Annotated in this window: 21 protein-coding genes; 15 read left to right on the forward strand and 6 right to left on the reverse strand. The window is 68.8% G+C overall.

The window, feature by feature from the left end:
* Positions 1 to 84 precede the first annotated feature (84 nt).
* Positions 85 to 2,307, forward strand: coding sequence for a hypothetical protein (locus AC07NI_RS23105; protein WP_494623517.1), 2,223 nt, complete (start codon positions 85 to 87; stop codon positions 2,305 to 2,307).
* Positions 2,308 to 2,329: 22 nt separating this feature from the next.
* Here the strand turns inward: AC07NI_RS23105 and aroB are convergent, their stop codons facing one another.
* Together aroB and AC07NI_RS23115 are read right to left on the reverse strand one after the other, a co-directional pair.
* Positions 2,330 to 3,442: a 3-dehydroquinate synthase gene (aroB, locus tag AC07NI_RS23110; RefSeq protein WP_494623519.1), complete on the reverse strand. Its 1,113-nt coding sequence runs from the start codon at positions 3,440 to 3,442 to the stop codon at positions 2,330 to 2,332.
* A gap of 10 nt (positions 3,443 to 3,452) precedes the next feature.
* Positions 3,453 to 4,007: a shikimate kinase gene (locus tag AC07NI_RS23115; RefSeq protein ID WP_494623521.1), complete on the reverse strand. Its 555-nt coding sequence runs from the start codon at positions 4,005 to 4,007 to the stop codon at positions 3,453 to 3,455.
* 78 nt (positions 4,008 to 4,085) lie between these two features.
* Here AC07NI_RS23115 and AC07NI_RS23120 point away from each other — a divergent pair, with 78 nt between their 5' ends.
* The 5 genes from AC07NI_RS23120 (at position 4,086) to AC07NI_RS23140 (ending at position 8,404) form a co-directional block, all read left to right on the forward strand.
* A complete protein-coding gene (locus AC07NI_RS23120; RefSeq protein ID WP_494623523.1) occupies positions 4,086 to 5,552 on the forward strand; it encodes a hypothetical protein in 1,467 nt (488 codons plus the stop codon).
* On the forward strand, positions 5,549 to 6,472 hold the full coding sequence (locus tag AC07NI_RS23125; RefSeq protein WP_494623525.1) for a site-specific tyrosine recombinase XerD: 924 nt from the start codon (positions 5,549 to 5,551) through the stop codon (positions 6,470 to 6,472). The genes AC07NI_RS23120 and AC07NI_RS23125 overlap by 4 nt, the downstream gene beginning before the upstream one ends.
* Positions 6,472 to 6,693: an alkylphosphonate utilization protein gene (locus AC07NI_RS23130; RefSeq protein ID WP_291871567.1), complete on the forward strand. Its 222-nt coding sequence runs from the start codon at positions 6,472 to 6,474 to the stop codon at positions 6,691 to 6,693. The genes AC07NI_RS23125 and AC07NI_RS23130 overlap by 1 nt, the downstream gene beginning before the upstream one ends.
* 53 nt (positions 6,694 to 6,746) lie before the next feature.
* Complete coding sequence (locus tag AC07NI_RS23135; RefSeq protein ID WP_494623527.1) at positions 6,747 to 7,640, forward strand: CPBP family intramembrane glutamic endopeptidase; 894 nt, start codon at positions 6,747 to 6,749, stop codon at positions 7,638 to 7,640.
* A 92-nt stretch (positions 7,641 to 7,732) separates the two neighbouring features.
* A complete protein-coding gene (locus AC07NI_RS23140; protein ID WP_494623529.1) occupies positions 7,733 to 8,404 on the forward strand; it encodes a hypothetical protein in 672 nt (223 codons plus the stop codon).
* Positions 8,405 to 8,539: 135 nt separating this feature from the next.
* Here AC07NI_RS23140 and AC07NI_RS23145 read toward each other — a convergent pair whose 3' ends face one another.
* Positions 8,540 to 9,022, reverse strand: coding sequence for a VOC family protein (locus AC07NI_RS23145; RefSeq protein ID WP_494623531.1), 483 nt, complete (start codon positions 9,020 to 9,022; stop codon positions 8,540 to 8,542).
* A gap of 181 nt (positions 9,023 to 9,203) precedes the next feature.
* On the opposite strand from AC07NI_RS23145, the gene AC07NI_RS23150 reads away from it, so the two are divergent.
* From AC07NI_RS23150 to AC07NI_RS23175, 6 genes are all read left to right on the forward strand, one after another.
* Positions 9,204 to 10,202 (forward strand): aldo/keto reductase, encoded by a 999-nt coding sequence (locus AC07NI_RS23150; RefSeq protein ID WP_494623533.1) that lies wholly within the window; start codon positions 9,204 to 9,206, stop codon positions 10,200 to 10,202.
* 217 nt (positions 10,203 to 10,419) lie between these two features.
* A complete protein-coding gene (locus AC07NI_RS23155) occupies positions 10,420 to 11,649 on the forward strand; it encodes a sensor histidine kinase (protein WP_494623535.1) in 1,230 nt (409 codons plus the stop codon).
* A 105-nt stretch (positions 11,650 to 11,754) separates the two neighbouring features.
* Positions 11,755 to 12,723 (forward strand): transporter, encoded by a 969-nt coding sequence (locus tag AC07NI_RS23160; RefSeq protein WP_494623537.1) that lies wholly within the window; start codon positions 11,755 to 11,757, stop codon positions 12,721 to 12,723.
* A 124-nt stretch (positions 12,724 to 12,847) separates the two neighbouring features.
* Positions 12,848 to 13,399, forward strand: coding sequence for a hypothetical protein (locus AC07NI_RS23165; protein ID WP_494623539.1), 552 nt, complete (start codon positions 12,848 to 12,850; stop codon positions 13,397 to 13,399).
* A 60-nt stretch (positions 13,400 to 13,459) separates the two neighbouring features.
* On the forward strand, positions 13,460 to 14,494 hold the full coding sequence (locus AC07NI_RS23170) for a mechanosensitive ion channel family protein (RefSeq protein WP_494623541.1): 1,035 nt from the start codon (positions 13,460 to 13,462) through the stop codon (positions 14,492 to 14,494).
* 64 nt (positions 14,495 to 14,558) lie between these two features.
* Positions 14,559 to 15,608 (forward strand): HpcH/HpaI aldolase/citrate lyase family protein, encoded by a 1,050-nt coding sequence (locus tag AC07NI_RS23175; protein ID WP_494623543.1) that lies wholly within the window; start codon positions 14,559 to 14,561, stop codon positions 15,606 to 15,608.
* A gap of 131 nt (positions 15,609 to 15,739) precedes the next feature.
* On the opposite strand, the gene AC07NI_RS23180 is transcribed toward AC07NI_RS23175, so the two are convergent.
* From AC07NI_RS23180 to AC07NI_RS23190, 3 genes are all read right to left on the reverse strand, one after another.
* Positions 15,740 to 16,165 carry an OsmC family protein gene (locus tag AC07NI_RS23180; protein ID WP_494623545.1) on the reverse strand — a complete coding sequence of 142 codons (426 nt, stop codon included), beginning with the start codon at positions 16,163 to 16,165 and terminating at the stop codon, positions 15,740 to 15,742.
* 72 nt (positions 16,166 to 16,237) lie between these two features.
* Positions 16,238 to 17,626, reverse strand: coding sequence for a cytochrome P450 (locus AC07NI_RS23185; protein WP_494623547.1), 1,389 nt, complete (start codon positions 17,624 to 17,626; stop codon positions 16,238 to 16,240).
* Positions 17,627 to 17,727: 101 nt separating this feature from the next.
* Positions 17,728 to 17,928 (reverse strand): hypothetical protein, encoded by a 201-nt coding sequence (locus AC07NI_RS23190; protein ID WP_494623549.1) that lies wholly within the window; start codon positions 17,926 to 17,928, stop codon positions 17,728 to 17,730.
* A gap of 287 nt (positions 17,929 to 18,215) precedes the next feature.
* Between AC07NI_RS23190 and AC07NI_RS23195 the strand changes: the two genes are divergently transcribed.
* The 3 genes from AC07NI_RS23195 to AC07NI_RS23205 all read left to right on the forward strand — a co-directional run bounded on the left by AC07NI_RS23195 (position 18,216) and on the right by AC07NI_RS23205 (position 20,143).
* Positions 18,216 to 19,178 carry an acetyl-CoA carboxylase carboxyltransferase subunit alpha gene (locus AC07NI_RS23195; protein ID WP_494623551.1) on the forward strand — a complete coding sequence of 321 codons (963 nt, stop codon included), beginning with the start codon at positions 18,216 to 18,218 and terminating at the stop codon, positions 19,176 to 19,178.
* Positions 19,179 to 19,276: 98 nt separating this feature from the next.
* Positions 19,277 to 19,708 carry a carboxymuconolactone decarboxylase family protein gene (locus AC07NI_RS23200; RefSeq protein ID WP_494623553.1) on the forward strand — a complete coding sequence of 144 codons (432 nt, stop codon included), beginning with the start codon at positions 19,277 to 19,279 and terminating at the stop codon, positions 19,706 to 19,708.
* A gap of 42 nt (positions 19,709 to 19,750) precedes the next feature.
* The gene (locus AC07NI_RS23205; RefSeq protein WP_494623555.1) at positions 19,751 to 20,143 is read left to right on the forward strand and encodes a lysozyme inhibitor LprI family protein; all 393 of its coding nucleotides are present in this window, start codon (positions 19,751 to 19,753) and stop codon (positions 20,141 to 20,143) included.
* The last annotated feature ends 9 nt before the right edge of the window (positions 20,144 to 20,152 follow it).

Below are 20,152 nucleotides of genomic sequence, written 5' to 3' on the forward strand. Positions count from 1 at the left end.
CGAGAATACTCTTTTCCCGATTAAGTTGGTAGACGGCAACCTTGTGGTGAGCATGATCGGCGCGCGATCAGCCCGGAGAACACCATGAGCGCGATGTCCCTGAACACGACCACCCTGGTCAACCTGTACAAGGGGCTGCAGCCCTCTGAGAACCAAGGCTGGAACCTGGACGACGGCGACACCGCCTACTTCGTCAGCCAGGGCAGCGAATACTACATCGGCAAGCCGACCACCTCGTCGACGACGGGCGCCGCCAGCAGCGATCTTCGCCAGACGGCCCAGGCGTTCGGCGAGGCCGCCGCCAAGGCCCTGTCCGGTTCGTCCGATCCGAACGTCGTCCAGACGGGCCAGGCCATCAAGGCCTGGGGCGACGCGGTCGGCAGCGGCGGTTCGGTCAGCCAGCTGAGCGTCAGCTCCATGCTGACCCACGTCCGCAACAACCAGGGCGACGACACCGCCGACGTCACCCTGGTCTATCTGTACTGCGATCCGATCGGCTGTCCGATCCTGATGCAGGTCTCGACCTCGATCACGTGGTCGGGCCAGGCGCAGACGATCGACAACATGATCAACGCCGTGGACGGAACCTACAGCGCGTCCAACCCACCCACCCTGCCCGATGGCACCAACTTCAACGCCATGGTCCTCGAGCTTCTCGAGCTGGATACGATCGCCAGCTGTCTGCAGGTGTGGATGGCGGGCTATTTCGCCCTGGAAGTGGTCGACGTCGTCGGCGGCGCGCTGATCGAGTTCGCCAACGACGGCGGGCGCGTGAACTTCCTCGCCGTCATCGTCCACGCCCTGCAGCGCGTCACCGTCTCGGTCGGCCCCAGCGCGCCCAAGCACGACAGCTATTACGCGCTGGACACCGACGCCATGCCCTGCGGCTGGATCAAGCAGTCCAAGGACGCGACGATCAGCCCGATGGGCGACACGCCCTACGAGGAGGGCGCCTTCTACGCCAGCTACATGTCGACCGATTGGTGGAACGGCTCGCAGATCACCTACGACGACGCCAACGTCTACCGGATCGGCATGCCGGAGATGTCCTGGGGCGTGGGCGGCCTGTCGACCCTGGCGACCACCAAGGTCTCGTATGACGGCGACCGCGACTTCTACACCATCGTCTTCATGCTGGTCGGGGCCAAGGGCCAGCTGCTGGCGCAGACCGCGGTGGTGCAGAACGGCGCGTCCGCCGACTGCATCGCCCAGCCCGATCCCTCCTGGACCCTGGGCAGCGACCCCAACGCCCTGACCGGCGTCATCCATTCCGAGCTGGAAAACCTGGGCGTGACGGCGAACCAGACCACCATCATCCAGCTGCAGTACATGATCCCGCAGCTGATCGGCGCCTGCCGCGACTCGCTGCGGTCGCAGAGCGGCGACGCCCTGAGCGCGCCCCAGCCCCTGTGCGGCTGGAGCATGACCTGGAGCAACGGCGAGCAATACGACAACGGCAGCAACCCGACCATCGCCATCCGGTCCGACGGCGCGGTGATGGAATGCCACACGGCCGGCGACCAGCTCTACTGGCATACCGGCACGGTCGACTCCTCCGGCAAGGTGTCCTGGAACGGTTCGGGCGGCACGAACTACCAGACCGGCTATTGCCCGACCATCGCCACCCAGTCCGGCAGCTCGGGCAACCTGCTCGACATCCACAACGACTTCGGGACCGGCGATCTCTACTGGACGTACGCGACGCTCAGCAGCGGCAAGCTGGATTTCGAGGACAACGGCCACAAGATGTTCACCGGCGATCATCCGGGACAGCACCTGGACGCCTCGGACGGCACGGTCGTCTTCATGTACGTGGTCGGGTCCAACACCCTGCACGTCACGACCGCCCACTTCGACGGAACCAACCTTAGCGTCAATTCCAGCTTCAAGGACCGGCCGTACAAGTCAGGCGACTTCCCGGCCCTGGCGCGTCACGGCTCCCAGATCCTCGAGGTCCACAACGACGGCTCGGACATCTACTGGAACGTCCTTCCGGTCGAGTCGGGCAACACGCTGAGCTGGTGGACAGGTCCGTGGCCGATGATGATCAAGGGCAACCAGCCGCATATCAGCAACAACAGCGACCTGGTGGTCGTGACGTATGACGACAACGGCGTTGTCTACTATGCGATCGGCAAGGTGATCGACGGACAGAAGATCGCCTGGAAGCTGCTGAACGGCCGGGTCGACGAAGGCTCCGTCACCTCGATCGCCCTGACGCCGCACGGCCAGTTCGTGGTGGTGTACGAATACATCTACGTCCCGGAGCTCTACTGCCGCACGGGCACGGTCAACGCGCCGAGCTGAGCGTGAGCGGCGAGGGGCGGTCCTAGACCGCGCCCTCCTCGATCAGGAACGCCTTCAGCGCTTCCCGGTCCACGTCCTTGGCCACGAACGCGTCGCCGATGCCGCGCACCAGGACGAAGGTGAGCTTGCCGCCTTCGGCCTTCTTGTCCTGGCCGCAGTGGGCGACGAGGGCGTCGGCGTTGAAGGGTTCGGGGCGGACATCGGCCATGGTCGTCGGCAGGCCCGCGGCCTTGATCGCGGCCACGGCGCGGACCGCGTCCTGGCTGGGGCACAGGCCCTGGCTGACGGAGAACCGGAACGCCTGGGCCATGCCCACGCCCACCGCCTCGCCGTGCTTCAGGGCGTCGCCAAAGCCCATCTCGGCCTCGATCGCGTGGCCGAAGGTGTGGCCGAGGTTCAGCAGGGCGCGGCGGCCGGCTTCCTTCTCGTCCTCCTCGACGATCTCGGCCTTCATCCCCACCGAGCGGCCCACCGCGCGGACCAGGGCGTCGACGTCGCGCTCCAGCACCTTGGCGACATTGGTTTCCAGCCACTCGAAGAAGGCGAAGTCGCCCAGCAGGCCGTACTTGACGATCTCGGCGTAACCGCAGGCCAGCTCGCGGGCGGGCAGGGTGGCCAGGACGTCGAGGTCGGCCAGCACCAGGCGCGGCTGGTGGAAGGCGCCGATCAGGTTCTTGCCGCGCGGGGTGTCGATGGCGGTCTTGCCGCCGACCGAGCTGTCGACCTGGGCCAGCAGGGTGGTCGGCACCTGCACGAAGTCGATGCCGCGCTTGTAGATCGCCGCCGCGAAGCCGGCCAGGTCGCCGACCACGCCGCCACCGAAGGCCACGATCTGGTCGCCGCGCTCCAGGCCCAGCGCCAGCAGGCGGTCGGAGAGGTCCTGCAAGCCCTCGAAGCTCTTGCTCTCCTCGCCGGGCGGGATGGTGATGACGTCGACCGTGACGCCGGCCTTTTCCAGCGACACCGCCAGGCGCTCGCCGTGGTGCTCGCCGACGTTCGAGTCGGTGACGATGGCCACGCGCTTGCGCTTGCCCAGCACCGGGGCGATCCGCGCGCCGGCCTGGTCGATCAGGCCCGGACCGATGACCACGTCATAGGCGCGCTCGCCCAGGCCGACGGGAACGGTGCGGATCATCGCGAAACTCCTACTGGTGGGCGCGCAGGGCGGTCAGGATGGCGTCGACCGCCACCCCGTGCGGGGTGTCGCCGGTCTGGACGTGGACCTGGGCCTCGGCATAGGCGGGATTGCGGACCTTGGCCAACTCGGTCAGCACCTGGATCGGGTCCTTGCCGCGAACCAGCGGTCGGTTGTCCTTGCGCGAGACGCGGCGGGCCAAGAGCTCGACATCGGCCTTCAGCCACACCGAGATAGCTTTCTCGTTGATCAGGGCGCGGGTTTCGGGATTGACGAAGGCCCCGCCGCCGGTGGCCAGCACGTGCGGCGGCTCGTCCAGCAGGCGGCCGATCACCCGGCGCTCGCCGTCGCGGAAGGCCGACTCGCCCAGTTCGGCGAAGATCTCGGAGATCGAGCGCCCGGCGGCGGCCTCGACCTCGTTGTCGGCGTCGCGGAACGGCAGCTCCAGGAAGTTGGCCAGACGCCGTCCGACGCTGGATTTGCCGACGCCCATCAGCCCGACCAGCACGATCGTGCGCTGGCGCAGCGGGGCGAGTTCTTCGGGGGAAAGGACGGTGGCGGTCATGATGCGGTCGCGGGTTTACACGAGGCTTGGCCAAACCGCCAAGTTTGCGAGAACTCCGTGATGCGTCATAACCGGTCCATGGTCCTTTCGAAGCGTCTCACGCAAGCCGTCGCGCTGTCCGCGCTCCTGCTCACGCCGGCCGTTGCCGGGGCTCAGGAGGAGGTCAAGGTCAAGAGCCTGGCCGCGCCCGACTACTTCTCCAGCCCCGTGGCCGACACCGGCCTGGCGGGCGATCTGTGGAAGGACGCAGCCCCCGACATCATGCGCGACGTGGTGCCGAAGCTGGCCGGGACCAAGCCGCTGTCGCCGGCCTTCGCGAGCCTCGCCAAGCGCCTGCTCTCCACTGGCGCCAACGGCCCGGCGGGCGTGGGCGACAATATCGACATGGGTGCGGCGCGGGGCATGGCCCTGGTCGCGCTGGGCGAGGCCAAGGGCGCCAACGCCATCCTCGATCGCGCGACCGGCGCGCCGGGCAACGCCCCGCTGTCGCTGGCCACCGCCGAGGCGGCCCTGATCGTCGGCGACGACGACAAGGCCTGCCGCACGCAGGACGCCCTGACCGTCGATCGCGGCGCGGCCTACTGGCTGCGGCTGCGGGCCTTCTGCCAGCTGAAGGCCGGCCAGGCCGACGCCGCCCAGCTGACCTTCCAGCTCGCGCAGAACGCCACGAAGGACGCCGACTACGCCCGCCTGATGGGCGCGGCGCTGGCCGGAACCGCGTCGGGCGCGGCCAACCTGAAGAACGGCGTCAACTACGCCCTGTCGCGCCGCCTGACCCTGGATTTGCAATCGGCCGCCGCCATCGCCTCGGCCTCGCCGGCGCTGAAGTCCGTGCTGAAGCCGGCCGGCGGCGACCTGGCTGGCGTGTCGTCGGGCGCGGACCTGACGGCGCAGGAGGCCTCGGACCTGGCGTTCCTGCGTCAGGCCAAGACCGTGCCGGCCTTCGTCGAGGCCGCCCGCGCCTCGGCCGCCTCGATCGCCGCCCTGGCCGCGGCCGGCGCGCCCTTGCAGGACCCGGTGCTGATGGCTCGCGCGGCCGTGGCGGCCGGCGACGTCGCCAGCGCCCAGACCATCCGCGGCCACCTGGTGCAGGACAGCATCCCCGGCGCCGGTCCGGCCGATCTGGCCATCCTCGACGCCCTGATCGCCGCCGCCTCGGGCAAGATCGACAATCAGGTGCTCGGCAACCTCGTGGCGCGGGGCGCCTCGGGCGGTCCGAAGTCGCCGGCCCAGCCGGCCGCCGTGCTGCTGTCCAGCCTGGGCGGGACCATGGACGCGGACACCCGCACCCAGTTCGCCGCCTTCGACCTCGGCAAGCCCGCCGCCTCGGCCGCGCGGGTCCAGGTGCTGGAGGACGCCGGGACCGCCAAGCGCAAGGGCGAGGCGGGCCTGCTGGCCCTGTCGATCGCCCTGGACGCCGGTGTGAGCGGCCCGCAGCCCGTCGACCGCGCCCGCATCGCCCGGGCTCTGAACCACGCCGGCCTCTCCGCCGACGCCCGCGCCATCGTCGTCGAGGGGCTGCTGTCGCTCGCCTTCACGAAATGAGCGGCAAGGGCGCGGGCTGGGTCGACGCCTTCCTGGAGATGATGGCCGTCGAGCGCGCCGCGGCCCGCAACACCCTGACCGCCTATGGCAAGGACCTGGAGGACGCCCGGGGCTTCCTCGGGCGCACGGGCCACGACCTGGACGACGCCGACGCCGAGACGATCGAGGCCTATTTCCAGGACCTCGGCGCGCGGGGCCTGTCGCCGGCCACCGCCGCCCGCCGCCGCTCGGCCGTGCGCCAGTTCTACCGCTTCGTGCTGGGCGAGACCTGGCGCACCGACGACCCCTCCCGCCGCGTCGCCGCCCCCAAGGCCGGCCGGCCGCTGCCCAAGGTGCTGGAGCGCGAGGAGATCGAGCGCCTGCTGGCCGCCGCCACCGCCAAGGACGGGGCGCAGGGCCTGCGGCTGTCCTGCATCATCGAACTGATCTACGCCTCGGGCCTGCGAATCTCCGAGCTGCTGGCTCTGCCGCTGACTGCCCTGGCGCGCGATCCGGCCTACCTGATCGTCAAGGGCAAGGGCGGCAAGGAGCGGCTCGCGCCGTTGAACGACGCGGCCCGGACGGCGGTGAAGGCCTACCTCGTCGAGCGTCCGTCCTTCCTGCCGAAGGGCGGCAAGGATAGCCCGTGGCTGTTCCCGTCGCGCACCGCCGCTGGCCGCCTGACCGCCCGCCGCGTCGGCCAGTTGCTGGAAGACGCCGCCCTCGCCGCCGGGGTCGATCGCGACAAGGTCAGCCCGCATGTGCTGCGCCACGCCTTCGCGACCCACCTGCTGGAAGGCGGCGCCGACTTAAGGGTCATCCAGACCTTGCTTGGCCACGCCGACATTGCGACCACCCAGATCTACACCCACGTGGCCGGCGAGCACTTGCAGCACGTCGTCCAGACCAAGCATCCGCTGGGGCGGAAGAGGCAAGATTGATGAGCGAAGAGACCCGCGACTCCAACGGAACCCTGCTGGCCGACGGCGACACCGTCACCCTGATCAAGGACCTCAAGGTCAAGGGCTCGGGCGGCGTGACCCTCAAGCGCGGCACGGTGGTCAAGAAGATCCGCCTGACCGGCGACCCCGACGAAATCGAAGCCAATGTCGACAAGGTCAAGGGCTTGGTCCTGCGGACGGAGTTCGTGAAGAAGGCGTAAGTTGTAGGTCCCCCGCGAGTCGCCTTATCTGCGAGGACTACGGGGGACTTTTCATGATCAAGACGTCGGACTGGGTGTATCCGGTCGAGCTGGGCGAGCGCCGTTTCCTGCATCCGGGGATGCTGCGCTGGCTGCGGGCACTGGGCTGGGCCGTGGGCCTGTTCTTCCTGGTCGCCCTGACGGCCTTCACGAGCGCGGAAGCGCTGGGCAAGCTGTGGCCCAAGACCTTCGGGCCGGGCCAGCTGTTCGCGCACATCGCCGGCTCGGTGATCGGTCTCTGCGTCTACGGCCTGGCCGTCTGGCTGGCCGAGGGCCGCAAGGCCTCCGAACTGGCCTTGAAGCCGCTGCTGCCGCAGCTGATCGCGGGCCTCCTCATCGGCGCGGCGATGTTCGCCGCGGTGATGGGGATCATGGCCGTCGGCGGCCTCTACGACATCAAGAGCCTGGGCGCGGCGCCGGCCTGGATCGCGCTGGGCAACGCCGTCCAATCGGGCGTGGTCGAGGAGCTGATGATCCGCGCGGTGCTGCTGCGCCTGGTCTGGCGCGCCTTCGGCCCGTGGGTCGCCTTCGCCGTCTCGGCCGCCCTGTTCGGCTTCGGCCATATCGGCAATCCCAACGCCACCGTGTTCGCGGCGATCGCCATCGCCCTGGAAGCCGGGATCATGCTGGGAGCCTTCTACGCCCTGACCGGGCGTCTGTGGATGTCGATCGGCGTCCACGCGGCCTGGAACTTCACCCAGGGCTACGTCTTCGGGGCGGCGGTGTCGGGCGGCAACTTCGGTCCGGCCATGGCCAACAGCGTGGCGCGTGCGGGCAAGCCCGAGTGGCTGACCGGCGGTCCGTTCGGTCCGGAAGCCTCGGCCCCGGCCTTGATCGTCTGCACGGTCGTCGGCCTGGTCGTCGTCTGGATGGCCTGGCGGGCCGGGCAGTTCGCGAAGAAGGCCTAGCTTAACCTCGTCGCGCTAGGATGGTCCTTAAGAGGTCAGAAGACCGCACGGGGCTGAAAGCCATGGTGAGCGCAGCGGGGCAGGCGGGACCGATGGTCCTGGCCGCCTACGGCAAGACGATGGGGCTGGTCGCGCCGGAGCCGTCCCAAGGGGCGGGCAAGGACGATGCTCCGGTGGCGAAGAAGAGCCCCGAGGCCGAGGCGCTGGACCGCCTCAAGAGCGACATGCGCGCCAACCGCAAGACCCAGATCGGCGACGCCAAGGGCCGCGCCCGGGCCAAGCTGCAGCAGGTCATCGACAAGATGAAGATGCTGAAGAAGATCTACGCCAACGACCCCAAGGCGATGGCGAAAGCGCTGGCCGCCGTGGCCAAGGAGCTGCAGGGCGCGGTCAAGGACTACGGCAAGGCGGCCAAGGAGGCCGGCGAGATGTTCAAGGCCGACTTCGCCGCCGCCCCCGACGCCTCCCTGACCCCCGATCAGCAGGCCTCAGCCCGCCAGGACCTGGAAGACCAGGCCAAGACCGAGGCCAGTGGCGACATGGACTTCATCAAGAGCGTCCGCGACCTCAGCAAGGCGCTGAAGGACGACCTGCAGACCGCCAAGACCAAGGGCATCCTGACCCAGCCGGGCAAGTTCGAACGCTCCGACGAGGTCAAGGACGCCGAGGACGGGCTGAAGGAGCTCGACCAGATGACCGAGGACCTGGACAGGCAGATTCGGCGCGACATGCCGCCGGGCAGCTTGATGAAGCTGGCGGCGTAAGAAACAACATCCTCCCCCGCGATGCGGGGGAGGTGGCCCAGAGGGCCGGAGGGGGCTAGCTCGGCCTCGCTCCAGCTAGCCCCCTCAGTCACTCCGTGACAGCTCCCCCGCAACGCGGGGGAGCATCTAACCGCCTCACTCCCCCCGGAACGCCTTCTCGATCGCCGCGACGTCGATCTTCCTCATCGTCATCATCGCCTGGAACGCCCGCCCCGCCGCCTCGCGGTCTGGGCTGGTCGTCGCCTGGATCAACTGCTTGGGCGTCACCTGCCAGGACAGGCCGAAGCGGTCCTTCAGCCAGCCGCACTGGCTCTCCTGGCCGCCGTCGGCGGTCAGGGCGTTCCAGTAGTGGTCGACCTCGGCCTGGCCGTCGCAGTCGATGACGAACGAGAAGGCCTCGGTGAGCTTGAAGGTCGGGCCGGCGTTCATGGCGGTGACCTTCTGGCCGTCGATCTCGAACTCGACGATCATCACCTTGCCGGTCTCGCCGCCTTCCTTGCCGTCGCCAGGATAGCGGGCGATGTTGTTGATCTTGGCGTTCGGGAACACCGAGACGTACAGCTTGGCGGCGTCCTCGGCCTGGTGGTCGAACCACAGGAACGGCGTGATCTTGGGCATGGGTCTTCCTCCGTTATGGTGAGCCTAGGACGGTTGGACGACAGCCGTTCCGACACGTCTCGCGAAAAGATTGGCAATCGCGCCGCGAAGATTGCCTGATCCTCCACATCGGCGCGACCGCCCTAGGCTTGCCGCGCCCGGGGCCCATCTTCATGCTCACCCCACAGCAAGGAGCTTTCCCATGAAGACGCGCAAACTCGGCGACGGCCTCGAGGTCTCGGCCATCGGTCTCGGCTGCATGGGCATGGGCCAGGTGTACGGCACCGCGCTCGACACCGCCGACGCCCACAAGGTGCTGGCCAAGGCCGTCGAGCTGGGCGTGACCTTCTTCGACACCGCCGAGGTCTACGGCCCGTACGAGAACGAGATCCTGGTCGGCGCGGGCCTCAAGCCCTTCCGCGACAAGGTCGTGATCGCCACCAAGTTCGGCTTCGACATCGCGCCGGAAGGCACGGGCGAGGGCTTCTCGCGCATGCGCGGTGTCAACAGCCGCCCCGAGCACATCCGTGAGGTCGCCGAGGCGTCGCTGAAGCGCCTGGGCATCGAGACCATCGACCTGTTCTACCAGCACCGCGTCGACCCGAACGTGCCGATCGAGGACGTGGCCGGCACGGTCAAGGACCTGATCGCCGAGGGCAAGGTCAAGCATTTCGGCCTCTCGGAAGCCGGCGCGGCGACCATCCGCAAGGCTCACGCGGTGCAGCCGGTGGCGGCCCTGCAGAGCGAATATTCGCTGTGGTTCCGTGAGCTGGAAGCCGAAATCCTGCCGACCCTGCGCGAGCTGGGCATCGGCCTTGTCCCCTACAGCCCGCTGGGCCGGGGCTTCCTGACCGGCGCGCTGAAGAGCGATCTCGCCGACAACGACTTCCGCCGCAACCTGCCGCGCTTCCAGGGCGAGGCCATGGCCAAGAACCTCGGCCTGGTCGAGGCTCTCACCGCGATCGCCGGCGAGAAGGGCATTACGCCCGCGCAGCTGGCGCTCGCCTGGATCCTGCACCAGGGCGGCGACATCGCCCCGATCCCCGGCACCACCAAGATCGCCCGCCTGGAGGAGAACATCGGCGCGGTCGACGTGACCCTCTCGGCCGACGATCTGGCCCGCATCGCCGCGGCGGTGCCGGAGACGGCGATCGAAGGCGACCGCTACACCGCCGCCGGCATGGCGATGGTCGGCCGCTGAGCCCACGGTCCGGCGCGGCGCCCCGCTCGCGCCGGACCTCGATCCTTATATCGCGTACAGTCGCCTAGCCGACGTTCCGCGCCGCCGTGGCGTGGTAGCGTTCCGCACGGTGGGGCCGCTTAGGTTTGTCCCGCGAAATAATTCTCCAACAAGCTGAGCCATTCGCGCGTTTGTGCGTTTTGGACCGAGCAGCTGGGCAGTGGGGCGCTCGGAGATCATGGCGGACGGATATCGAGCAGCGGACCAGGGCACGGGGATCGACCCCGCGGTGGCGCACGTCTTCATCACGGACGAGCTCGCCACCCGGCCGATCAAGCCGGCGGACCACCTGCGCGAAAAGCAGGCCATCCAGGACCTGGCCCTGCGCATGGCCGACCAGCCCGAGCAGGTGCTGCCGCGCTTCGTCGACCTGGCCATGGAACTGACCGGCGGCGTCTCGGCGGGCCTCAGCCTCTATGAGCCCGAGCCCAGCCCCGGCGTCTTTCGCTGGCGCTATCTGCGTGGCAGCCTCTCGCCGTTCGAGCAGGCGCTGACCCCGCGCAACTTCAGCCCCTGCGGCGTCACCCTGGACCGCAACGGCCCGACGCTCTCGCGCCATCCCGAACGGGTCTATGACTGGATCGTCGACGCGGGCATCACCGTACCCGAGGTGATGCTGGTGCCCTTGAGCTTCGGCGGTCATCTGCCGATCGGCACCCTGTGGATCGTCTCCGAGCAGGAGGGCTGGTTCGACGCCGGCCACGCCCGCTCGATGACCGAACTGGCGGCCTTCCTCGGCATCGCCCTGCGGATGCTGGACAGCGAGCGCCAGTTGCAGGCCGCGTTGGAGGAGCAGGAGACCCTGACGCAGGAGATGAGCCACCGGGTCAAGAACCTGTTCGCCATCACCGACGGCATGATCCGCGGCACGGCCCGCACCGCCGCCGACAAGACCGAGATGGCGCAGGCGCTTTCGGGCCGGCTGCACGCCCTGGCCAACGCCCACACCCTGGTCAGCCGCAAGCTGCACGAGGTGGGCCGCGCCCCGCGCGCCGGCGACATCGGTACGCTGATCCAGGCGGTGGTGGCCCCGCACGAGCACACCGACCTTGGCCTGCCGTCGCGGTTCTCGCTGGAGGGGCCGCACGTGGCCTGCGGCGATCACGCGATCAACGGCGTGGCCCTCGTCTTCCACGAGATGACCACCAACGCCATCAAGTACGGCGCGCTGTCGAACGAGCAGGGACGGGTCGACGTCCGCTGGACGCTGGACGGCGACATGCTGAACCTGAACTGGCGGGAGCGCGACGGGCCGGTCGTGACGAGCGCCCCCGCGTCCAAGGGCTTCGGCAGCGCCCTCGTGCGCAACACGGTCGCTGGCCAGTTCGGCGGCAGCGTCGACTACGACTGGGCGCAGAGCGGTCTCAGCGTGGCCATGCGCCTGCCCCTGGCCAAGGTGGCGCTCTAGGCCGCCAGCCTGCTGACACAATAGGGCTCCTGCCGCCGCAAGTTCCGGGCGGCGTCGCGGTCGAACGCGGCGTAGGCGCAATGTCGCCGACCCGGGAGGAACCCCATGCACTCGACCATCCTGCGCGCCGTCCTGGCCGCGCTCGCGACCTTCCTGCTGGCGCCGCCGGTCCATGCCGACGTCGAGCGCCAGAGCCTCGACGAGGCCTGGTGGACCGGGCCGCTGCTGGCCTCCGGCGCCTCGACCCTGCCCAAGGGCCACGTGCTGATCGAACCCTATCTCTACGACGCCAAGCCGTTCGGGCGCTTCGACGCCGACGGCAAGCGGCGGAGCGCGCCGGACGAGGACAATATCGGCTCGTCCTCGTACCTGCTGTACGGGGTGACCGACACCCTGACGGCCGGCTTCATCCCGCACCTGGGCTATCGCCGGGCCGGCGGGCGCTGGAGCCAGGGGCTGGGCCTCGGCGACCTGACCGCCCAGGCGCAGTACCGGCTGCTGAAGTACGAGGAGGGCGGCCGCACGCCGACCGTCTCGCTGATGCTGCAGGAGAACCTGCCGATCGGCCGCCATGACCGGCTGGAAGGGCGTCCCAACGACGGCTTCGGCAGCGGGGCCTACGCCACGACGGTGGGGCTGAACTCGCAATATCCATTCTGGCTGCCGAACGGCCGCATCCTCCGCACGCGGCTGAACTTCGCCTACACCCGCTCGGACCGGGCCAAGGTGCGGGGCGCTAGCGTCTACGGCACAGGGGCGGGCTTCGCCGGCAAGGCCCAGCCGGGCGACAGCGTCCTGGCCAACCTGGCGTTCGAGTACAGCGTGACCCAGAACTGGGTTGCGGCCCTGGACGTCGCCTGGCAGCGCGACGCCTCGACCAAGGTCACCGGGCTGCTGAACGGCGCGACGTTCGAGCGCCGCTACCCGGTCAGCAAGGCGCTGATCCTGGCCCCGGCGGTGGAGTACAACTTCAACAGTCAGGTCGGGGTGATCGTCGGCGCGCGGATCGTTCCGGCGGGACGGAATACGACCGCCTCGGTGACGCCGGCGGTGGCGGTGAACTACGTGCTGTAGAGTGCTGCCGGCGATCTCGACCACAGACGCGATGGCGATCAGCTCTACCCGTGCGCGAGGGTTGCGATTAGGCTTGCGCGGTGCGGGGCGAAGTCGCCGCCGCGGGGTGTCGAAGGGGGCGTTCTTGAAGATTCTATCGGTGCTGGGCGCGGTCTGTGCGCTTTCATTGGCTATTCCGGCGGCGGCTCAGGCTCAAGCGGCCCAGCCGTCGGCCGATATGGCGGCGCTCCAGGGCAAGACGCTCTGGACCAATCTCACATTCGGCATGACCCCCGATGAAGTGCTGGCGGCTCAGCCGACAGCGACGCCATTGAAGAAGCCTCGAAAGGGCGACGACGGATCGACTTGCGAACTCCGCCTCAAGGAGTACCGGGTCATGATCAACATTTATGAAGCCTGCTTCTACTTCAAGAATGGGCGCCTGCTTCAGGTCGTTCTCCTCCGCGAAGCCGGAAGGGTGGCCATGTTCGATGACGTATCGGAGCAGATCCGTCGCAAGTACGGGCCGGAGCAGGAGGCCCAGACGGCCAACATGTTCTTGAAGATGCGGCGGTGGCATACCGAAACGAACACGATCACGCTGACGCACAAGGTGCCAGTCGGCCTGGGCGGCGACATCGGCGACATCAATTGGGTGTACGGCCCGCCGACACCTTCCGAGGCAGACAAGCTCTAGTCGGAGGGCGCGCTCCCTCGGCCCTTGATCCTCGGCGCAACCCGGCCCCAAACTCTGCCCATGGCCGCCAACCCGCTCCGCACGCTCGATTCCTTCGAACTCCTGAAGCTGGGCAAGGCCTCTGTCACGGTTGGAGGCCTGGCGGCTGGCCTGCTAATCGTCGCCGTCGCCCTGTTCGCCGCGCGGCTGAGCGCGGCGGGGCTGCGGCGGTTGCGTGAGCGGGCCGCCGGGGACGCCGCGTCGCTCTATATCGTCGAGAAGGTCCTGACCTACGGCCTGGTGGTCATCGGGGTGACGGTGGGCCTGTCGACCATGGGCCTGGACCTCACCTCGCTGGCGGTGTTCGCCGGCGCCGTGGGCGTTGGTGTCGGTCTGGGCCTCCAGGGCATCATCAAGGACTTCGCCTCGGGCGTCAGCCTGGTGTTCGAGCGGCTGGTGGCGGTGGGTGACTTCGTCGAGCTGCCCAATGGCGGGCGCGGCGTGGTCCACGAGATCGGCCCGCGCGCCACCCGCATCCGCACCAACGACAGCACCGACATCATCGTGCCGAACTCGGTGCTGGTGAACGACCAGGTGATCAACTGGACCCTGCGCAACACCAACCGCCGCCTGCGCGTGCCATTCGTCACCGCCTTCGGGGCCGACAAGACCAAGGTGCGCGAGGCGGTGCTGAAGGCCGCCAAGGCCGCGCCCTACACCTCGCCCGACGACGCCGTGCGCCGCGCCCAGGTCTGGCTGGTCGGCTATGGCGAGAGCAGCCTGAAGTTCGAGCTCGTGGTCTGGCCGACGGTCGAGGCGGTGCGCCGGCCGGCGGCGATCTACGCGGCCTATACCTGGCTGATCGACGACGCCCTGCGCGGGGCGGGGATCGAGATTCCCTATCCGCAGCGCGACATCCGCGTGCGGGGGCTGTTTGGGGAGGAGGGTGAGGACGCCCTGACCAGCCTGCGCCTGGAGCCCGCCGCCCGCCGCCGCAAGGCCGCCAAGGCGGTCAAGCCCGACTCCAGCAACGACGCCGCCGCCGACCTCGAGCGCGAGGATCCGGACGAGATGCCCCAACCGCCTCAGCCAAAGCCTCCGCCGCCGAAGCCTTGACCTCGATGCCGCGCCGCCGCAGGGTCTTCGCAATTGCGAAATAAGAACCTCGGGGAGTAGGCGCATGAAGACGCCGCGCGGCTTTTTCAAACCCTTGGCGATCGGCGCGCCGACGCCCTATCGGGAACTCCCCGCCCGCGTCGAGCGGATGATCCACTTCGTGCCGCCGCACCTGGACAAGGTCCGCGCCAAGGTCCCCGAGATCGCTCCGACGGTCGACGTCATCCTGGCCAATCTGGAGGACGCCATCCCCGCCGACGCCAAGGGCGCGGCCCTGGCGGGCCTGATCGCCATGTCGCGCGAGGTCGATTTCAAGGCCCTGGGCGTAGGCTTCTGGACGCGGATCAACTGCCTGAACTCGCCCTGGCACCTGGATGAGGTCGCCACCATCGTCGAGAAGGCCGGCGACAAGATCGACGTCATCATGGTCCCCAAGGTCGAGGGGCCATGGGACATCTTCTACATGGACCAGCTGCTGGCCTCGCTGGAGGCCAAGCACGGGGTGACCCGGCCGATCCTGCTGCACGCCATCCTGGAGACGGCCGAGGGCGTGATGAACGTCGAGGCCATCGCGGCGGCCAGCCCGCGGATGCAGGGGATTTCGCTGGGCCCGGCGGACCTGGCGGCCAGCCGGGCGATGAAGACGACGCGGGTCGGCGGCGGGCATCCGGGCTATCGGGTGATCGAAGATCCGCATGCGGATGGTTCGGCGCGGGCGTCCGTGCAGCAGGACCTCTGGCACTACACCTTCGCCAAGATGGTCGACGCCTGCGCGGCGCATGGGATCAAGCCGTTCTACGGTCCGTTCGGGGCCATCGACGATCCGGTGGCCTGCGAGCAGCAGTTCCGCAATGCGTTCCTGATGGGGTGCGCGGGGGCGTGGAGCCTGCATCCGAGCCAGATCGAGATCGCCAAACGGGTGTTCAGCCCGGACCCTGCGGAGGTGGCGTTCGCTCGGAAGATCCTGGAGGCGATGCCGGACGGGACGGGCGTGGCGATGATCGATGGGAAGATGCAGGACGACGCGACCTGGAAGCAGGCCAAGGTGATGGTCGACTGCGCGCGGCAGATCGCGGGGAAGGATGCGGAGTATAAGGCGCTGTACGGGTTCTAGGAATAGATGCTCCCCCGCGATGCGGGGGAGCTGTCGCGAAGCGACTGAGGGGGCGAGCTGGAAGTCGGCCGAGCTAGCCCCCTCCGGCCCTCTGGGCCACCTCCCCCGCATCGCGGGGGAGGAGCTTGGAACTAGTCGTTGTTGCCGATGGTGGTGATCACCCGCGCCCCGGTCGTCAGCATCTTGTGGATCGGGCACCGTTCCGCGATCTCGAACAGCCGCTCGCGCTGTTCCTCGTTCAGGTTCCCCTCGATCGTGATCACCCGCTCGAACCGCTCCGGCGGCACCACGTCGGCGTCGTAGTGCGAGAACACCTCCACATGCATCCCCGAGACGTCCCAGTTCTTGCGGTTGGCGTAGAGGCGCAGGGTCATGCTGGTGCAGGCCGCCAGGCCGGCGGCGACCAGTTCGTGCGGGTCGGGGCCGAGGTCGAGGCCGCCTTGCGCCACCGAGACGTCGGCGACGATGGTCGAGGGGCCGGCCGTGACGAAGGTCTGCAAGGCCCCGCTGCCGGTGTCGGTGGCGGTGGCGAACGGGCGGGTAGGGGCTTCGGTCATGGCGGGGTCCTTCTCGGCGACGCGGCGAAACTCACCCTTCCTAACCCGCCCGGCAAGGCCGCGCTTGGACGTTTAGACCGGAGCCAGCACGAAGTCCGGCTCGTGGTCCGGCCCTAGCGTGATCGAGGCGCGGGGGATCACCGGCCGCTCGCTGGCCATCGCCACCGAGACCCTTGCCAGCAGGCTGGCCAGCACGATCTGCGCCTCGGCCAGGGCGAAACCGGCCCCGATGCAGACGCGCGGCCCGGCCCCGAACGGCATGAAGGCCTCGATGCTCCAGGGATGGGCGTGGTCGATGAAGCGGTCGGGGCGGAAGGCGGTGGGGGCCTCCCACAGCTTGCGGTGCCGGTGCATGACCCACGGGCTGATGGTGATCATGCAGCCGGGCACGACCTCGCAGCCGGCGACCACGTCGGCTTCCTGGGCCTGGCGGGCGATCATCGGCGCGGTCGGGTAGAGCCGCAGGGTCTCGAACAGCACCGAACGCAGCAGCGGCCAGGCCTTGAGGTCGTCCAGGCTGGTCACCTGCTCGGGCGGGAAGGCCGAGACCTCGGCCCGCACGCGGTCCTGCGTCGCCGGATCGAGCGCCAGCAGATAGGTCGCCCAGAACAGCAGCCGCGAGGTGGTCTCGAAGCCGGCGGCCAGCATCGAGCTGCACTGGTCGCGGATTTCCTGATCGGGCAGGGGCGAGCCGTCCTCGTTCCGCGCGGCCAGCAGGCGGTCGAGCATGTCGCGCACCTCGCCGTGCGGGTTGCTCCGCCGCTCCTCGACCAGCGCGTCCACCGCCTTGAACCACTGCGCGCCCATCCGCCGCCGGTCGCCGTCCAGGAAGGTCAGGTCGTCGGCGCCCTTGGCCATGAAGTCGAACAGCTTGAAGTGCGCCGGCCCCTCCATGTAGCGGCGGGCGAGATCGGCCAGCACCGCGCCTTCCGCGTCGGCCCGGCGCGAGAACAGGGCGCGCAGCACCGCGTCCAGCGTGGCGCGGTGGAAGTCCTGGGCGAGGTTGGCGCGGTCTCGGCCGCCGAGGGCCTCCACCAGCCCCACGCCGGCGGCGACGAAGTGGGGCAGCAGGCCGCCGGTCGCGGCGGGGGTGAAGACGGGGGCCAGGCTCTTGCGCTGCCGCCGCCAGGTCTCGCCCTCGGACATCAGCACGCCCTCGCCGACCAGGGGCTTGAGCGAGCGGGCGGCCTTCACGGGGCGCATGTATTTGGGCGAGGTCAGGACGTGGCGCGCGCCGGCGGGGTCGTTGAGGAACAGGCCCGGCTGACCCATGAACAGGTAGGGCGTGGCGAGACTCTCATAGTCCTCCTCGCAATAGGCCCCGATCAGGCTGCGGCCCATCTCCCAGGCGACGCGGAACTGCCCGAGCGGGGTGACGCCCAGCGGACTGGCATGGATTTTCGGGGCAGGCGGGATCAGCGGCGCGGAGAGGACATGGTCCAGGAGAACTGGGGAGTCCATGAAGCAGCCTTCCGGAAAGCGGAGCCCGTTTTGGACCCCATCCGGAAGCTGACGCTACAGCCGCTCAAGTTGCGATGCAATAATTCATCGCTTGAAGAAAACTAGGCGGCGACCGCCCGAAGCGGCGAGATGTCGAACACGCGCTGCGACCCGCGCCAGACTTCGACGAAGTCACAGCGGCGGTGCATGTCCAGTAGTTCGAAAGCTCTCGCGCGCGCCGCAGAGTCGTCAGCGCAGGGCGTGACGTCGAAACGGGGAACCGAGCCATCGGACTCGACGCAGAAAAAGGTAAACACCTGCATGGGCACTATGCGCTCTCTACAGGCGGGGCCGCGCACGTTCGATGGCGGGGGCCGCGGGGGCGCAAGTCGTCTTCCGCGACCTGCTACAAAAGAACATAGGACTCTATGTCGCGATTCACCAGAGCAGAGAGTCTCGATTCGAGACTCACCTGTGAACCGCACCTTCGAGCCTGTGGATAAAACCCGGCTGATTCATGACGGTTCCCGGCCTGAATCTGGCCCCTTTCCCTTGAGGGATTCCGCCACTAGGTTCGCACCCTTTCATCAACGGCGACGTTTAAGAGTCCATGGCCGCCCATTATCTCGATTTCGAACGCCCAATCGCTGACCTGGAAAGCAAAATCGAGGAGCTGAGCAAGCTCTCCGAGACCGCTGGACCAGGTGCGTTCGACCTCGAGATCCAAGCTCTGCGCGACCGCGCGCAGGAGCTGCGCAAGGAGGCCTACGCCAATCTCGACGCGTGGCAGAAGACGATGGTCGCGCGGCATCCGCAGCGGCCTCACCTGCGTGATTATGTCGCGGGCCTGATCGACGAGTTCGTCGAGCTGCGCGGCGACCGCAAGTTCGCCGACGACCAGGCGATCGTCGGTGGCCTGGGCCGTTTCCGCGGCCAGCCGGTCGTGGTCATGGGCCACGAGAAGGGCCACGACACCACCACGCGCCTGAAGCACAACTTCGGCATGGCCCGCCCGGAAGGCTACCGCAAGGCCGTGCGCCTGATGGACATGGCCGAGCGCTTCAGCCTGCCGGTCATCACCTTCGTCGACACCGCCGGCGCCTATCCGGGCCTCGGCGCCGAGGAGCGCGGCCAGGCCGAGGCCATCGCCCGCTCGACGGAACGCTGCCTGACCCTGGAAGTCCCGATGGTCGCCACCATCGTCGGCGAAGGCGGTTCGGGCGGGGCCATCGCCCTGGCCGGCGCCAACCGCGTGCTGATCCTGGAGCACTCGATCTATTCGGTGATCTCGCCGGAAGGCGCGGCCTCGATCCTGTGGCGCGACGGCGCCCGGGCCAAGGACGCGGCCACCAACATGCGCATCACCGCCCAGGACCTGATCAAGCTGGGCATTGTCGACCGCATCATCGAAGAGCCCGCCGGCGGCGCGCACTCCAACAGCGACGTGGCCATCCAGGCGGTTGGCGACGCGGTCGAGGACGAGCTGAAGGCCATGGCCCAGATGAGCGCCGCGCAACTGAAGAAGCAGCGCGCCGAGCGCTTCTACGCCATCGGCCGCACGGGCCTGCAGTAGGTCGAATTTTCAGGCCGGCGGACGTCACGTTCGCCGGACCTGCCTCGTCTAGCTCCCCGAAGGGCCGATCCTGGCCTTCGAGACTGGAGCTTAAGACCATGGGCGCCGACGCCGCCTTCCGCCACGACCAGAACATCCCCGAGGTCTACAAGGCCTTCCTCGCCGCCGAGATGGCGATCCGCACCGCGGGCATCCCCTCGGCGCTGAAGCACCTGATCTATCTGCGCGTCTCGCAGCTGAACGACTGCGCCTACTGCGTGAAGATGCACAGCCACGAGGCCCGCGAGGACGGCGAGACCAACGAACGCCTCGACCGCCTGGTCGTCTGGCGCCACGTCGAGGACTACTCCGCCGCCGAGAAGGCCGCCCTGGCCTGGGCCGAGGCCCTGACCCGGCTGCCCCAGCCCGAGGGCTTCGCGCCGCTGCGCGCGGCCCTGCGCGAGCACTGGACCGACCAGCAGGCCAGCGCCCTGACGGCCATCGTCGCCCAGATCAATCTCTGGAACCGCTTGGGCGTTTCGAGCCATTAGACAGGTGCGGCGGCGAAGGGCCCCGTTCTTCCGGAGCCTCCGATGATCCGTCTCTTCGCCGCCGCGACCGTCCTGCTGCTCGCCAGCGCCGCCCATGCCGAGCCGAAATACACGCCGGCGTACGGCAAGTGCCTGGCCGCGCCTTCGGGCCAGAGCACCGCCGGCATGATCGACTGCATCGGCGCGGAGCTGAAGATCCAGGACGCGCGGCTCAACCGGTCCTACCAGGCGGCCCAGAAGCGCATGACCCTGCCGCGCCAGAAGGCGGCCCTGACCAAGGCCCAGCGCGCCTGGATCGCCTTCCGCGATGCCGACTGCGCCAGCCGCTACGATGCCGACTGGGGCACGATCAGCCGCGTCGAGGCGGGCAGCTGCGTGCTGGACCGCACCGCCGAGCGCGCCGACGACCTGGACGCGTTCCAAGGCCAGCAGTGACGCGCTAGG

It is taken from the genome of Caulobacter sp. GW821-FHT10E02, assembly GCF_059415225.1.

Bases quoted from the DNA above. Each gene is read 5' to 3' on its own strand.
- AC07NI_RS23105 (WP_494623517.1), top strand. From the start codon at position 85: ATGAGCGCGATGTCCCTGAACACGACCACCCTGGTCAACCTGTACAAG.
- aroB (WP_494623519.1), bottom strand. From the start codon at position 3,442: ATGATCCGCACCGTTCCCGTCGGCCTGGGCGAGCGCGCCTATGACGTG.
- AC07NI_RS23115 (WP_494623521.1), bottom strand. From the start codon at position 4,007: ATGACCGCCACCGTCCTTTCCCCCGAAGAACTCGCCCCGCTGCGCCAG.
- AC07NI_RS23120 (WP_494623523.1), top strand. From the start codon at position 4,086: ATGGTCCTTTCGAAGCGTCTCACGCAAGCCGTCGCGCTGTCCGCGCTC.
- AC07NI_RS23125 (WP_494623525.1), top strand. From the start codon at position 5,549: ATGAGCGGCAAGGGCGCGGGCTGGGTCGACGCCTTCCTGGAGATGATG.
- AC07NI_RS23130 (WP_291871567.1), top strand. From the start codon at position 6,472: ATGAGCGAAGAGACCCGCGACTCCAACGGAACCCTGCTGGCCGACGGC.
- AC07NI_RS23135 (WP_494623527.1), top strand. From the start codon at position 6,747: ATGATCAAGACGTCGGACTGGGTGTATCCGGTCGAGCTGGGCGAGCGC.
- AC07NI_RS23140 (WP_494623529.1), top strand. From the start codon at position 7,733: ATGGTCCTGGCCGCCTACGGCAAGACGATGGGGCTGGTCGCGCCGGAG.
- AC07NI_RS23145 (WP_494623531.1), bottom strand. From the start codon at position 9,022: ATGCCCAAGATCACGCCGTTCCTGTGGTTCGACCACCAGGCCGAGGAC.
- AC07NI_RS23150 (WP_494623533.1), top strand. From the start codon at position 9,204: ATGAAGACGCGCAAACTCGGCGACGGCCTCGAGGTCTCGGCCATCGGT.
- AC07NI_RS23155 (WP_494623535.1), top strand. From the start codon at position 10,420: ATGGCGGACGGATATCGAGCAGCGGACCAGGGCACGGGGATCGACCCC.
- AC07NI_RS23160 (WP_494623537.1), top strand. From the start codon at position 11,755: ATGCACTCGACCATCCTGCGCGCCGTCCTGGCCGCGCTCGCGACCTTC.
- AC07NI_RS23170 (WP_494623541.1), top strand. From the start codon at position 13,460: ATGGCCGCCAACCCGCTCCGCACGCTCGATTCCTTCGAACTCCTGAAG.
- AC07NI_RS23175 (WP_494623543.1), top strand. From the start codon at position 14,559: ATGAAGACGCCGCGCGGCTTTTTCAAACCCTTGGCGATCGGCGCGCCG.
- AC07NI_RS23180 (WP_494623545.1), bottom strand. From the start codon at position 16,165: ATGACCGAAGCCCCTACCCGCCCGTTCGCCACCGCCACCGACACCGGC.
- AC07NI_RS23185 (WP_494623547.1), bottom strand. From the start codon at position 17,626: ATGGACTCCCCAGTTCTCCTGGACCATGTCCTCTCCGCGCCGCTGATC.
- AC07NI_RS23190 (WP_494623549.1), bottom strand. From the start codon at position 17,928: ATGCAGGTGTTTACCTTTTTCTGCGTCGAGTCCGATGGCTCGGTTCCC.
- AC07NI_RS23195 (WP_494623551.1), top strand. From the start codon at position 18,216: ATGGCCGCCCATTATCTCGATTTCGAACGCCCAATCGCTGACCTGGAA.
- AC07NI_RS23200 (WP_494623553.1), top strand. From the start codon at position 19,277: ATGGGCGCCGACGCCGCCTTCCGCCACGACCAGAACATCCCCGAGGTC.
- AC07NI_RS23205 (WP_494623555.1), top strand. From the start codon at position 19,751: ATGATCCGTCTCTTCGCCGCCGCGACCGTCCTGCTGCTCGCCAGCGCC.